At 72.5% G+C, this 14,647-nt stretch carries 10 protein-coding genes; 8 read left to right on the plus strand and 2 right to left on the minus strand.

Annotation, left to right across the window (positions count from 1 at the left end; all coding sequences use genetic code 11):
- Positions 1–217 precede the first annotated feature (217 nt).
- Positions 218–1,093 (plus strand): hypothetical protein, encoded by an 876-nt coding sequence (locus NAEX_RS13795; protein WP_143140702.1) that lies wholly within the window; start codon positions 218–220, stop codon positions 1,091–1,093.
- A gap of 116 nt (positions 1,094–1,209) precedes the next feature.
- A complete protein-coding gene (locus NAEX_RS52095; RefSeq protein ID WP_177325942.1) occupies positions 1,210–1,773 on the plus strand; it encodes a hypothetical protein in 564 nt (187 codons plus the stop codon).
- A gap of 84 nt (positions 1,774–1,857) precedes the next feature.
- On the opposite strand, the gene tuf is transcribed toward NAEX_RS52095, so the two are convergent.
- Together tuf and NAEX_RS50115 are read right to left on the minus strand one after the other, a co-directional pair.
- The gene (gene tuf, locus NAEX_RS13805) at positions 1,858–3,006 is read right to left on the minus strand and encodes an elongation factor Tu (protein WP_096327965.1); all 1,149 of its coding nucleotides are present in this window, start codon (positions 3,004–3,006) and stop codon (positions 1,858–1,860) included.
- 474 nt (positions 3,007–3,480) lie between these two features.
- Entirely contained in the window at positions 3,481–4,536 is a 1,056-nt protein-coding gene (locus NAEX_RS50115) for a hypothetical protein (RefSeq protein WP_096327966.1), read from the minus strand.
- A gap of 171 nt (positions 4,537–4,707) precedes the next feature.
- On the opposite strand from NAEX_RS50115, the gene NAEX_RS50120 reads away from it, so the two are divergent.
- The 6 genes from NAEX_RS50120 to NAEX_RS13845 all read left to right on the plus strand — a co-directional run bounded on the left by NAEX_RS50120 (position 4,708) and on the right by NAEX_RS13845 (position 14,596).
- A complete protein-coding gene (locus tag NAEX_RS50120; protein WP_170135701.1) occupies positions 4,708–6,309 on the plus strand; it encodes a sensor histidine kinase in 1,602 nt (533 codons plus the stop codon).
- Positions 6,310–6,324: 15 nt separating this feature from the next.
- Entirely contained in the window at positions 6,325–7,107 is a 783-nt protein-coding gene (locus tag NAEX_RS13825; RefSeq protein ID WP_096327967.1) for a hypothetical protein, read from the plus strand.
- Positions 7,108–7,727: 620 nt separating this feature from the next.
- Positions 7,728–8,954, plus strand: coding sequence for a beta-aspartyl-peptidase (gene iadA, locus NAEX_RS13830; RefSeq protein WP_096327968.1), 1,227 nt, complete (start codon positions 7,728–7,730; stop codon positions 8,952–8,954).
- On the plus strand, positions 8,951–9,796 hold the full coding sequence (locus NAEX_RS13835) for a cyanophycinase (RefSeq protein ID WP_245913710.1): 846 nt from the start codon (positions 8,951–8,953) through the stop codon (positions 9,794–9,796). Before iadA ends, NAEX_RS13835 begins: the two co-directional genes overlap by 4 nt.
- Before the next feature lie 69 nt (positions 9,797–9,865).
- Positions 9,866–12,727 (plus strand): cyanophycin synthetase, encoded by a 2,862-nt coding sequence (cphA, locus tag NAEX_RS13840; RefSeq protein ID WP_096327970.1) that lies wholly within the window; start codon positions 9,866–9,868, stop codon positions 12,725–12,727.
- Positions 12,728–12,748: 21 nt separating this feature from the next.
- Positions 12,749–14,596 carry a Mur ligase family protein gene (locus NAEX_RS13845; protein ID WP_096327971.1) on the plus strand — a complete coding sequence of 616 codons (1,848 nt, stop codon included), beginning with the start codon at positions 12,749–12,751 and terminating at the stop codon, positions 14,594–14,596.
- Positions 14,597–14,647: the final 51 nt, after the last annotated feature.

A 14,647-nucleotide genomic window follows, 5' to 3' on the forward strand; every position in this document is an offset into this window, starting at 1 on the left:
GGACATGTCAACGCGCCCTCGGCATCGCTAGTTTGTCTCCTCGACTTGCCTTCGGGACAGCGAGCTCTCGCTCGGCGTCGTTCGCCTCGACGCCGGTCCGTCCAGGGCCCGTCGCTCTCCGCAGACCTCGCCCCTCCGCCCGCGCAGCTTCGCCCGCCCACGCCGGTGTAAGCGCGCCCGCTTGCCCGCGTTCGGGTCGCGCAACCGGACGAACGCCATGCCCCGCTCCACCGTCGTCGCCTCGCTCCTCCTCGCCTCCGTCGCCGCCCTCGCCGCTTGCACCAAGCACCCCGACGTCGCCCGCCTGAACGCCCCCGAGACGGCCGGCTACACGCCCGCGAGCGGCCCCCAGTTCGAAGTCTCCGCCTCCACCGCCGACGCGGCCCCGCCCATGGCCCCGGGCGGCGGCGAGGCCAGCGTGAGCGGCGACATCGCCGAGCGCGAGCGGTCGCGCGGCCTCGGCACCGCCTACGGCGAGCAACGCTCGAGCTCGGTGCGTGGCACCCGCTTCGAGCGCGCCGACCCCTACAACCCCGATCTGGTGCTCAGCCTGCGCTACAACGACGCCGCCGGGGTGCAGCAGATCGCCCAGCACAAGACCGGCTCGCCGCACCTGTTCCCGGCGATCCAGCAGAGCGACGCCGTCAGCGTCACCCTGCGCGACGAGTACGGCGCGCCGCTGTCGGCCGCGCAGGTCGGCGGCGACGTGTACGCGATCGGAGAGATCGGCGCGCGCTACACGATCGGCGTCGAGAATCACACTGCCCAGCGCCTCGAGGTCGTCGCCTCGGTCGACGGCCTCGACGTCCTCGACGGCGGCGAGGCCGACTTCCACAAGCGCGGCTACGTCATCGCCCCGTACACCAGCTTCGCCATCGACGGCTGGCGGACCTCCGACGACACCGTCGCCGCCTTCCGCTTCAGCGACACCGACGGCGGCTACGCGGCGCAGATGGGCAAGCCGCGCAACATCGGCGTCATCGGCGTCGCCTTCTTCCGCGAGGCCGGTCACGACGATCTGTTCCGCCGCGACACCGCCGATCCGTTCCCCAACCGCTATGCGCCGCCGCCGCCGTCCTACCGCGGCTACTGACGCCTGCCTGCCTGCGACTTCGACGCGCGGCCCCGAGGCGCGCGTCGATCTTCTTTCTCGTCGCCTGTAACAGCGACGCCGGGCCGGGGACTTCAGCAGCGAAGGACGCACGCTTCATGTTGATCCGCTCCCTGCCCCTCGTACTGCTCACCACCCTCTCGCTCGGCCTCCCCGGCTGTGACGTCACTGTGAACGGCTCCGTGTTCGATCGCGACGGCGACGGCATCGCAGATCCCGACGACAAGGACGACGACAACGACGGCGTCGACGACGACAAGGACAAGGACGACGACGACGACGGCATCGACGACGACGACGACGACGACCAGGACGACGTCGACGACGACGGCATCGACGACCACGACGACGATGACGACGACAACGACGGCACCCCGGACGACGAGGACAGCGACGACGCCGACGACGCCGAGGACGGCGACGACGACAACGACGGCGCCCCCGACCCCGAGGACGGCGACGACGACACCGACGGCACCCCCGACCCCGAAGATCCCGGGGACCAGGACGATCAGGACGACGACGGCGCGCCGGACCCCGAGGGCGAGGACGCTCCCGACCCCGAGGACGAGGGCGAGCCCGAGGACGAGGGCGAGCCCGAGGACGAGGTCCCGCACCCCGAGGACGAGGGCGACGCCGGCGAGACCGAAGACACTCTCTGATCGCCCCTCCTCCTGAGAAAAGAAGCGCCGGCCGGTTCGACGAACCGGCCGGCGCGCGCTTGTTTTTATCGATCGAGGTTCGACTCACTCAGCCGCCAGGACCACCCCGGCGCCGACGGTCTTGCCGCCCTCGCGGATGGCGAACTTCATGCCCGGCTCGAACGCCACCGGCTTGACGAGCTTGAAGCGCACCGTCGCGCGGTCGCCCGGGGTCACCGAGCCGAGCGCGCCGACGTCGAGGATCGCCGTCGCGTCGCAGGCGCCGAAGAAGAACTGCGGCGCGTAGCCCGTGCCGAAGCCGGTGCGGCGGCCGCCCTCCTTCTCGGTGAGCGTGAAGATCTCCGCCGTTCCCGACGAGTGAGGCCGCATCGAATCGGGCGCGATCACCACCTGCCCGCGCTCGACCTGGTCGCGGTCCACCCCGCGCAGCAGCAGGCCGACGTTGAGCCCCGCGCGGGCCTCCGGGATGTTCTTGTGGAACATCTGGATCCCCGTGACCACCGCCTCGAGCGGGCGGCCGTCGACGCGACCGACCACCTGGATCGTCGTCCCGACGGTCAGCGTCCCGCGTTCGACGCGGCCGGTCACCACGGTGCCGCGGCCGGCGATCGTGCAGACCCCCTCGATCGGCATGAGGAACGGCCCGGCGACGTCGCGCTCGGGCAGGGTCATGCGGTCGAGCTCGGCGAGCAGCGCGAGGATCGATCGCTCGTCCTCGCCCCGCAGCGCCTGCAGGGCCGACCCGCGCACGAACGGGATGCCATGGTACCCCTGGCGCTCGAGCATCTCGGTGACCTCGAGCTCGACCAGCTCGAGCATCTCGGGGTCGGCGACGTCGACCTTGTTGAGGAACACGACCATCTGGCGCACGCCCACCTGGCGGGCCAGGAGGATGTGCTCGCGGGTCTGCGGCTGCGGCCCCTGGCTGGCGTCCACCAGCAGGATCGCCGCGTCCATCTGCGACGCGCCCGTGATCATGTTCTTGACGTAGTCGGCGTGCCCCGGGCAGTCGATGTGCGCGTAGTGGCGGCTCGCCGTCTCGTACTCGACGTGCGCGGCGTTGATCGTGATCCCGCGCTCCCGCTCCTCGGGGGCGTTATCGATGTCCTCGAAGGCCCGCGCCTTCGAGCCGAAGTGCGCGGCGCAGACGCGGGTCAGGGCCGCGGTGAGGGTGGTCTTGCCGTGATCGACGTGGCCGATCGTCCCGCAATTCAGGTGGGGCTTGATGCTCATGACATACTCGATTTTCTCCTGGTCCTCCCAGGCACGACGCAATGAGATCCCCTCGGGGTTTGCACCCGATGGTCTCGTCAGGCCAATGCGTCGCATGTCCCTAGGGACATACGACGCATTGGAAACAATGCGAGGTCCCGGCGCGCCGCCGCCGATCGCCTGCGCGATCGCGGCCTACGCCGAGCCTCGGCGCTCAGGCGCCGAAAGCCTCGCAGACCGGGTCTGCCACCCGGTCAGAGCACGTCCTGCAGCTCGCCCGGAGCCGCCGCCTCAGGCGCACGACAAGTCCAGGAGCTGCGGCTGCGAGAGCGCGAGCTGCGACTGGAGCATGGTGGTGGCGCGAAGCATGACTCGGCCGGAATAACACGACCTCGCCGCCCCGTCAACTATCATCATTTTTAAATGCGGCGACCGCGAACGCGCGGCGCCGTCCCAGGCGATTGTCGACACCGGCGCGCCGGCCGGCGCCGGCGATCAGAAGCGCATGCCGCCGCCGAACATCACCCCGCCGGTGAACGTCGGCGCGGCGCCGAAGTTGAAGCCGCGCTGGCGCAGCTTGGCGAGGCCGGGCGACTCGCGGTGGACGAACATCAGCGTGGTGAAGGCGATCGTCGAGGCGAGGGCGACGCCGCCGAGCACGAGCATGCCGGTGGTCGCCTTGGCCATGTTCTCGCCGCGCGTGCACTGGTTGGCGACCGCGGCGTTGGTCACGCCGTCGCCGAGCGGGGCGCGGGCGTTCTGGCAGATGTTCTCGCCCTCGCCGTAGGGCACGTTGTCGTCGGGGTTGTTGTTGTCGTACGAGTCTTCGGCGAGCTGCAGCATCTTCTTGAACACCGGCCCGTTCGGCTTGCGCCACGCCATGAACAGGCCGATGCCGGCGCCGAACGCCAGCACGGCGACGGTCGCCGAGGCCGCCAGGCCGGCCTTCTTCCACTTCGGCTGGTCCTTGTAGCGGCCCCACACCAGCTTCGACTTGCCCGCCTCCGGCTGCGGCTCGGGCTCGGGCTCCGTCACGGCCGGCGCCGGCGCCTCGGTCTTCTCGGCCCCGAGCACCCGCCCGACCAGGTCCTTCGCGGTCGCCTGCACCTGCCCCGCCTCGAGCGCCGCCGCCGGGTACTCCGCGGTCACCGACTCCTTCACGCTCGCCCCGCCGACGTCGAGCAGGTTGAGCTGGACCACGTACCCGCCGCCGCTCTTCGCCAGCGACCCGTAGACCATGTTGTCGACCCCGAGCGTGCGCCCGCCCTCGGCCAGGCACTTCGGCGACGGCGGCTCGTCGCAGCCCATCGTCAGCTTGAGCTCCGACAGCGACATGTCGCGCCCGCCCCCGACCCCGCGCGCCGCGAACTCGGCCTGCAGCGCCTTCGTCAGCGCCACCGCCTTGGCGGGATCGTCGCCCTCCAGCGTGAGGACCGAGCCCTTGCCCGCCACCGGCGCGGCGGCCGCGGTCGTGGGCAGGCTGAGCGACAGGGCGAGCGCCAGCGACAGGGCGGTCGCAGGCGGGGACAGTCGGCGCGGGCGGGGCGACATCGGGGCCCAAACGTCGCACGGGATGCGTCGCCAGGGAAGAGGCCCGCGTCATCAGGCCCTTGCGGACGGCCGCGACCGCCGGACCGCGCGCACGGTTTTTCTCACCGACCCGGGCCATCCCGTCGCCTTGCCGGTTTTGCCGGCCGCGCCGACGCGGCATCATCGCCGCGCGTGCCGCCCGGGCTCCCCCCACCGCCTGCTCCGCCTCTGCGCCTGCGCCACAGCCTCGCCGCGCGGATCACCGCGCTCGTGGTCCTCGTGGTCATCACCAGCGGCGTCACCTCGCTGCTCATCATCCGCGAGCTGCGCGCCCTCAAGGTCAGCTTCGACCTCCTCACCATCATCTACGTCAAGTTCAACCAGGACCTCACCACCGCCTATCGCCAGTCGGTCCGCATCAGCACCCACGCCGAGCGGCGCAGCAGCGAGGCCCAGCGCCTGTCTCCCGGCACCGAGGCGCTGCTCGCCGAGGCCCTCGAGATGCGCGCCGAACAGGTCCAGCAGGCCCGCTCGGTGCTCGACAGCGCGATCGCCCACCCCGAGCGGCTCGGCGGCGAAGAAGCCGTCCGCACGCTCCGCGAGTTCCGCGAGGTCCTGAGCCGCCTCGAGGACCTGGCCGCCGCCGCCGCCAATCAGAACCCGGCCGAGGCGCTGGCGGACGTGCGCACGCAGAACGAGATCAGCGAGCTGTTCCGTCGCCTCGACGAGCAGGTCTCGCGCGCGATCATCGACCTCCAGATCCAGGTCAGCGAGCGCGAGCGCGAAACCGAGCGGACCATCGCCCTGCTCGCCGCCGCCACCGCCGTCATGGCGCTCTTGGCCGCCCTCGGCGTGATCTGGACGCTGCGGCCGCTGCGGCGGCTGGCGGCCAGCGTGCGCCAGCTCGGCGAGGGCGACTGGGCCCAGCGGGTCGCCGCCCCCGGGGCCTTGCGCGGCGACGAGGTCGGGCGCCTCGCGCTCGAGTTCAACCACATGGCGGAGGCGCTGCAGGAGCGCGAGCGCCGGCTGATCCGGGGCGAGCGCCTGGCCGCCGTGGGCCAGCTCGCGGCCCAGGTGACGCACGAGATCCGCAACCCGCTGTCGAGCGTGGCCCTCAACGTCGAGCTGCTCGACGACGAGATCGCCTCCGCCAGCCCCGAGGCGCAACAACTCTTGCGCAAGATCACCGCGGAGATCGATCGGCTCACCGCGATCACGGAGGACTACCTCGGGCTGGCCCGCCGCAAGCCGCCGGAGCGCGTGCCGACCGACCTCGCGGCCGAGCTCCACAGCTTGCTCGACTTCATGGGCGAGGAGCTGGCCGGCGCGGGCATCGAGGTCGAGGTCGACGTCCCCGGGCCGGCGTGGGTGCTGGGCGACGCCGGGCAGCTGCGGCAGGCCTTCATGAACCTGCTGCGCAACGCCCGGGAGGCGCTGGTCGGCGGCCGCGCCGGTGGCGACGTGAGCGACCTCGGCGATCTCGCCTCGGACCTCGCGCGGACCCCGAGGATCGCCGTGCGCCTGCGCCAGGGCGGCGGCGTGGTGCGCGTCAGCATCGAGGACAACGGCCCCGGCCTGCCCGTCGCCGACGTCGACAAGGTGTTCGAGGCGTTCTTCACGGCCAAACCGCAGGGTACCGGCCTCGGGCTGTCGATCGTCCAGCAGCTCGTCCAGGACCACGAGGGCAGCGTCCGCGTGGCCGCCACCGGCCCCGCGGGCACCGCCTTCGAGGTCCAGATCCCGGCTTGCGCTCCTCCGCCCCCCTCCGTATCCTCGGCGGGCGCACCCGTCTAAGGCCGCACACCGCTCATGCCCATCCGCTCGCTCGTCGCCTCCGCCCTGTTCGCCGTGGTCGCCTCGCTCGGCTGCAACTTCATCATGAACCCCGACGGCGACGGCGTGTTCCGCTGCGACAACCCGGACGACTGCGACGTCCCGCTGGCGGACGCGCTGGCCGACAAGCGCGGGCAGTCGCGCTGCGCCGCGGCCGGCGGCGGCGGCGGCGGCTTCACCCAGAGCCAGGACAACAAGGTCTGCAGCGTCCTCGACAAGGAGGACGTGAGCTGCAACCCCGCGCCCTACGCCAACGACGACAGCATCCCGGTGTCCAAGACCTACAACGACGCGCTCGCCCAGGCGAGCGCCTACTCGTGCGCCCAGGAGCTGTACGGCAGCGCCGGCTGCCCGCCCAACGGCAGCGCCTGCAACGAGGGCCTCGAGCTCCGCACCTACGAGTCGCTGATCGGCGACGCCGACAACCCCGAGCAGGGCGAGGTCCAGGTGTGCGCGCCCAAGGGCGTCGCCGCGGTCGCCGGCAACAGCGCCGTGCGCGGCTTCGACGTGCTCGACCAGCACTGCCGCTCGTACTTCTGCGACGAATCGTTCGTGTGCAACCGCGGCAGCGGCACCAGCAGCGGCTGGCGCTGCGTCCGTTGCGACCCCGACAAGGCCTACGGCAACGGCGGCTGCGGCACCATGTACCTGCAGGGCGCCCCGTCGACCGTCTACACCGACGGCACCTGCGAGGAAGTGGCCTCGGCCGACAAGACCGACTTCGGCCCGGTCGTGAAGGCCCCGGCCCCGAGCCCCTGAGCTCCGGCCCGCTGCACCCGCCGCTTGGGGGCATGTCCGTTCGGGCATGTCCGTTCGAGCCTGTCCATTCAAGCAGGCCCATGCGGACATGTCCATCTGGACACGCTCGTTCCGGCTCCGGGCCCTTCCCGCTCCCAGCACGTCCTTCCGGCTTCGTGCACCCCCCTTCGATCCGAGCACGCCCCTTCCGGGCTCCGAGCCCGTCTTTTTTTCCGCTCCCAACACGTCCCTTCCGGCTCCGAGCACGCCCCTTCCGGCTCCGGGCACGTCCCTTCCCGCTCCCAGCACGTCCCTTCCGGCTTCGTTCACCCCCTTTCGCTCCGAGCACGCCCCTTCCGGCTCCGGGCCCGTCCTTCCCGCTCCCAGCACGTCCCTTCCGGCTTCGTGCACCCCTTCGCGCTTCGAGCCCGTCCCGTCCGGCTTCGGGCACGCCCTTTCAACCACGCCCGCTCGGGCACGCCTCTTCGCTTCAGACACGGCTCGTCGGACCCCTCCCTTCCCGCACGGCCTCGGCCCGCCCCCACCTGCGGGCCCGGGCCTGCGAACTCCCCCTGCCGGCCCCCTTTCGTGCGCCGCCGCGGCTTCCCGCCCCTGGCGAGCTCGGCTAGACTCGCGGGCCGATGGCGGGCCTCCCTGGCGCTTCCGGACATGTCCCTTCAGCCAGCCCGGCGCCGACGCTGCAGCTCTTGCGGGGCGCCGAGGTGTTCGCCCCGGCCCCGCTCGGCGTATGCGACGTCCTGCTCGCCGCCGGCAAGATCGCCGCGATCGCGCCTGACCTGCCGACCCTGCCGTCCGAGCTGTGCCGCGTCCACGACCTCCGCGGCCACCGCCTGATCCCCGGCCTCCTCGACGCCCACGTCCACCTGATCGGCGGCGGCGGCGAGGCCGGCCCGAGCACCCGCGTCCCGCCGGTCACCCTGAGCCAGCTCTCGCGCGCCGGCATCACCACCGTCGTCGGCGTCCTCGGCACCGACGGCACCACCCGCACCGTCGCCGACCTCGTCGCCCGCACCCTCGGCCTGCGCGACGAGGGCCTGTCGGCCTACTGCTACACCGGCAGCTACGAGCTCCCGGTGCCCACGCTCACGGGCAGCGTGCGCCGCGACCTCGTGTTCGTCGACCCGATCATCGGCGTCGGCGAGCTCGCCCTGTCCGACCACCGCTCGTCGCAGCCGACCCTCGACGAGCTGCTGCGGGTCGCCGCCGACGTCCACGTCGGCGGCATGATGGCGGGCAAGGCCGGCATCGTGCACTTGCACATGGGCGACGGTCTGCGCGGCCTCGACCTCGTGCGACGGGCCCTCGACGTGAGCGAGCTGCCGCCGCGGGTGTTCCACCCGACCCACGTCAACCGCAACCGCCGGCTGTTCGTCGAGGCCGGCGAGCTGGTCGCGCGCGGCTGCACCGTCGACGTCACCGCCTTCCCGCCCGAAGATGACCCCGGGGACAGCCTCTACGCCGCCGACGCGATCGACCGCTGGATCGCGCAGGGCTTGCCGGTAAGCCGGCTCACATGTTCTTCCGACGGGGCCGGCTGCATGCCGGTGTTCGACGCCCACGGGCACATCTGCGCCATGGACATCGGGCGGCCGACCACCCTCAGCGACACCCTGACCGAGCTGCTCGCGCGCGGGCAGGAGCTCGCCACCGTCCTGCCGATCTTCACCACCAACGTCGCCGACCTCCTGCGCCTCGGGCACAAGGGCAGGCTCGCCGCGGGGGCCGACGCGGACCTCGTCGCCCTCGACGACCACGGTCACATCGCCGGCGTGATCGCGCGGGGCCGATGGCTGATCCAGGGCGGTCAAACAGTGGTATGCGGGCCCTTCGAGAGGTCTGCCTCGTGAGCCCAGCACGCATCGAAGAGCACCACACCCGCGGGTGGATCGTCCCCGTCGGCGGCGCTGAAGAGAAGGAGCAGGACCCGGTCATCCTCCGCCGCTTCGTCGAGGTCAGCGGCGGCGCGGGCGCCCGGATCATCGTCATTCCCACCGCCTCTCGCCTGCCCGACACGGGCGCTCGCTACGAGAAGATCTTCCGCCAGCTGGGCGCCCACAGCGCTCGCGCCTTGCCGTTCGAGCACCGCGCCGACGCCGAGCGCGAGGACTGGCTCGGCGTCCTCGAGCAGGCCACCGGCGTGTTCTTCACCGGCGGCAACCAGCTCCAGCTCAGCACGATCCTCGGCGGCACGCCGGTCGCCAAGAGCATCCGTCGCCTCAACGCCCGCGGCGTCACCGTCGGCGGCACGTCCGCCGGCGCCGCCATCCTCTCGGAGCACATGATCGCCTTCGGCCAGGGGGGCGCGACCCCCAAAGCGGGCCTCGCATCGCTGGCGCCGGGCTTCGGCCTGACCAACCGCGTCGTCATCGACCAGCACTTCCGCCAGCGCGACCGGCTGGGCAGACTGCTGTCGGTCCTCGCCTTCAACCCCTTCGCCGTCGGCATCGGCCTCGACGAAGACACCGCCGCCTTCCTCGGCCCGGACGACGTCATGCACGTCGACGGCGCCGGCGCCATCACCCTGGTGGACGTCGCCAACCTCGAGCACTCGTCGATGGCCTTCGCGAAACCCGGTCAACCCATCTGTTTGACCGGCATCAAGCTGCATATCCTCACCAAGGGCGCGCGCTACAACTTCGTCACCCGCGAGGCCGTCCCGCCGCTGCCGCCGCCCGACGACGACGACTGACCCCCTTCCGCCTCGCGACGTTCCGACCCCCGCCTCCGGCGACTCCGACAACCTGACCCAAGGGACATCATGCAGATCCTCGAGCGTCGCGTCTACCGCGGTCCCAACCTCTACGCCCACTTCCCGGTCATCCGGATGAACATCGACCTCGGCGAGCTGGAGCAGTGGCCGAGCGCGACGATCCCGGGCTTCGTCGACGGGCTGCTCGAGGCGCTGCCGAGCCTGCAGCAGCACACCTGCTCGTACGGCGACGCGGGCGGGTTCGTCCGCCGCCTGCGCGAGGACAGCGGCACCTGGCTCGGCCACGTGCTCGAGCACGTCGCCATCGAGATCCAGGTCCTCACCGGCGCCAAGGTCAGCTTCGGCAAGACCCGCAGCACCGGCGCCACCGGCCAGTACTACGTCGTCTACGAGTACGAGGAGGAGCGCGTCGGCGAGGCCGCCAGCGACCTCGCGCTCGACCTCCTGCACTCGCTCCTGCCCGACGGCTTCGAGGGTCGCAAGAGCGTGCCCGACGGCTTCGACTTCAAGTCGCGGCTCGAGGACCTGATCGCGTTCGCCCAGAAGCGCCAGTTCGGCCCGTCGACCGCCTCGCTGGTGCGGGCGGCCGAGCGGCGCGACATCCCGTGGATCCGCCTCAACGATCAGTCGCTCGTGCAGTTCGGCCACGGCCGCTATCAGAAGCGGATCCGCGCGACCGTCACCTCCGAGACGCGGCACATCGCCGTCGAGATCGCCAGCGACAAGGAGGAGACCAACAAGATCCTCGGCGACCTCGGCCTGCCGGTCCCGCGCCAGCACCTCGTGCGCAACGCCGACCGCGCCGTCGCGGCCGCGAATCGCCTCGGCTACCCCGTCGTCGTCAAGCCGCTCGACGCCAACCACGGCCGCGGCGTCTCGATCGACCTGCAGAACGAGGCCGCCGTGCGGGCCGCCTTCGACAAGGCGCAGGAGCACTCCAACAGCGTCATCGTCGAGACCTACATCCCCGGCTTCGACCACCGCATGCTCGTCGTCGCCGGCGAGCTGATCGCCGTCGCCAAGCGGGTCCCGGGCCACGTCGTCGGCGACGGCGAGCGGACGATCGCCCAGCTGATCGAGCAGGTGAACAGCGACCCGCGGCGCGGCATCGGCCACGAGAAGGTGCTGACCCGCATCGAGCTCGACTACCAGGCGCGCCGCCTGCTCGAGCTCAAGGGCTACACCGCCGACACCGTCCCCGCCGCCGGCGAGGTCGTGTACCTGCGCAGCACCGGCAACCTCAGCACCGGCGGCACCGCGATCGACCTGACCGACGTGTGCCACCACGACAACCGCGAGATGGCGGTGCGGGCGGCCAAGGCGATCGGCCTCGACATCTGCGGCATCGACTTCATCACCCCCGACATCACCCGCAGCTACCGCGAGGTCGGCGGCGGGATCTGCGAGGTCAACGCCGCCCCGGGCTTCCGCATGCACGTCGCCCCGACCGAGGGCACCCCGCGCGACGTCGCCGGCCCGGTCATGGACATGCTGTTCCCGCCGGGCACGCCGAGCCGGATCCCGATCGCCGCCGTCACCGGCACCAACGGCAAGACCACCGTCTGCCGCATGATCGCCCACATCCACAAGATGTCGGGCGCCACCGTCGGCCTGTGCACCACCGACGGCGTCTACATCGACGGCGAGCGCACCGTCGTCGGCGACATGACCGGCCCGGTCGCCGCGCAGATGGTCCTGCGCGACCCGCTGGTCGACCTCGCCGTCCTCGAGACCGCGCGCGGCGGTTTGCTGCGCGCCGGCATGGGCTACCGCGCCTGCAACGTCGGCGCCGTCCTCAACGTCAGCTCCGACCACCTCGGCCTCGGCGGCATCGACACCCTCGACCAGCTCGCCGAGCTCAAGCGGATCGTCGTCGAGGTCGCGCGCGACTGCGCCGTCCTCAACGCCGACGACGAGCACTGCCTGCGCATGGCCGACTACACCCAGGCCACGCGGATCGGCTACGTCACGATGAGCCCCAAGCACGACCTCGTGCGCCGGCACATCCGCGCCGGCGGCCTCGCGGTCGTGCTCGAGGAGGGCATCAACGGCGACATGATCACCGTCTACGACCGCGGCTCGCACATCCCGCTGCTGTGGACGCACCTGATCCCCGCCACCCTCGAGGGCAAGGCGCTGCACAACGTGCAGAACGCGATGTTCGCCACCTGCGTCGCCTACGCCATGGGCGTCAAGCTCGAGAACATCCGCCAGGGCCTGCGCACCTTCGACAGCACCTACTTCCAGGCGCCCGGCCGGCTCAACGTGTTCGAGGAGCTGCCGTTCAAGGTCATCCTCGACTACGGCCACAACCCGGCGGCGGTGCGGGCCATGGCCAGCCTGGTGTCGCGGCTCGACGTCAAGGGCAAGCGGGTCTGCGTGCTCGCGGCCCCCGGCGACCGGCGCGACGCGGACATCGCCGAGATCGCCCGCCACGCCGCCCCGGCGTTCGACCGGTTCATCATCCGCCAGGACGACGGCCTGCGCGGCCGCGCCTCCGGCGAGGTCGCCGACCTCCTGCGCGCGGGCCTTTTGCAGGCCGGCGTCGCCGAGGAGAAGATCCAGATCATCCTCGACGAGCAGCGCTCGATCGACGCCGCGCTGGCGGCCTGCGACCAGGGCGACCTGCTGCTGATCTTCGGCGACAACATCTCGCGCTGCTGGAAGCAGATCGTCCGCTTCCGCGAGGACCGGTTCGCCCCGGCGAACCGCGCCACCGCCACCTCGAGCGTCGGCCAGCTCGCCGTCGGCCTGCCGAGCAACCCCACCGGCCACCTCGCCGGCCAGCCCGCCGGCCTGACCGGCCCGGTCAACGACGACCGCCCGCTCGAGGCCCACCCCGCCCCGGCCGGGGTGGTCGAGGACGCCCGCGGCGTCCGCCTCGCCCGCGACGCCGGGATCGAGGACTGACCTGACCGGAGGGACCGCAGCATGCGCCTCCTCGACGCCCGCCGGCTGACCGGGGTCAACCTCGACCTGGACGGCCCGGGCGCGATCGCCGAGGTCGAGTTCGAGGCCGGCGACGACGTCGCGCGGGCCATCGCCGTCTGGCAGGACGCCGTCGCCCGCGCGGCCCGCCTGCTCGGCTGGGACGCGCCGCCGGCGGTGCGGCGATGGACCGGCGATCGCGGCGCCGCGCTGGTGTTCCCGGCCCCGGCCGACGCGCTGTACGTCGCCGTCGACGTCACCGAGTGGGCCGTCGAGTGCGCCCAGCGGGCCCTCGCCGGCGAGCCTGCGCGCGAGCTCGACGAGCTGGCGCCGACCCTCCTCGCCGCCCGCGAGCGCGAGCGCCTGCCCGTGCTCTCGGCCCTGCACGCCGCCGCCGAGGCCCGCGGCGTGCCGCTGCTGCTCGACGACGACCACCTCTCGCTCGGCGAGGGCGCCCGCTCGCGCACCTGGCCGCGGGCCCTCGCGCCCGCGCCGGCGGATGTCCCCTGGGACAGTTTGCGGCCGATCCCCGTCGCCCTGATCACCGGCACCAACGGCAAGACCACCACCGCGCGCCTGCTGGCCCGGATCGCCCGCACCGCGGGGCACGTCCCCGGCAACACCTCCACCGACGGCCTCGCCGTCGCCGAGCAGGTGGTCGAGACCGGCGACTGGACCGGCCCCGGCGCGGCGCGGATCGTCCTCCGCGACCCGCGGGTCACCCTCGCCGTGCTCGAGGTCGCCCGCGGCGGGATCCTCCGCCGCGGCCTCGCCGTCGACCGCTGCGACGCCGCCTGCATCACCAACGTCTCCGCCGACCACCTCGGCGAGCACGGCATCGACGACCTCGCCGCCATGGCCCGCGTCAAGGCCGTCGTCACCCGCGTGGTCGCCCCCCACGGCCGCATCGTCCTCGGCGCCGACGCCCCGATCGCCGTGCCTGCCCCTTCGGGCATGTCCTCGAGCACCTTGCCCTCCGCACAGGTTCTTTCGAACATGCCCAAGGAGGCATCCGCATCACCTGTCTCTTCGGCCACGCCGCAGCCGAACCCGCTGCTCGACCTGCCGGCGGCCGCGTTCCCGGCGCCGGTCGTGTGGTTCTCGCGCGACCCGCAGCACCCGCAGCTCGTGCGCCACCGGGCGGCCGGCGGCGAGGTGTGGTTCGTCTCGGCCGCGGGCCAGCTCACGCGCGGCCGCGGCGGCGAGCCCGACGTCGCGGTGGTGGCGCTCGACGAGCTGCCGTTCTGCTTCGGCGGGGCCGCCACGCACAACGTCGCCAACGCGCTGGCCGCCGCCGCGCTGGCCGCCGCGCTGGGCCTGCCCGACCCCGCCATCGCCGCGGGCCTGCGCAGCTTCGTCGACAACCCCGGCCGCGCGCAGCTGGTCCGGCTCGACCACGCCAAGCTGTTCCTCGACTTCGCCCACAACCCCGCAGGCATCGCCGGGCTGGCGCCGCTGCTGGCGCAGATCCGCGCCGGCGCGCGGCTACTCGTCAGCCTCGGCATCGCCGGCGACCGCCGCGACGACGACATCCGCGACATCGCCCGCGCGGTCGCCTCGCTGGGGCCCGACCTCGTGCTGACCCGCGACCTCGAGCACTACCTGCGCGGACGGGCCCCGGGCGAGGTCCCGGCGCTGCTCGAGCACAGCTTCGCCGGGCTCGGGATCGCGTGCGAGCGCGTCGAGAGCGAGGTCGCGGCGATCCGTCGCGGCCTGGAGTGGGCCCGGCCGGGCGACGTGATCGCGATCCTCGTGCACGTCGACCGCGACGAGGTCTGGGCCGAGCTGCGCGCCCGCGGCGTCGCGCCCGAGGCCGGTCAGGACCGATCCGGGCGCCCCGGACAGGCGTAAGAGCGTGACGACCTCGCACGCTCGCCATGCTTGACGCGCACACATACGCCC

This window comes from Nannocystis exedens, assembly GCF_002343915.1.
Classification (GTDB): domain Bacteria; phylum Myxococcota_A; class Polyangia; order Nannocystales; family Nannocystaceae; genus Nannocystis; species Nannocystis exedens.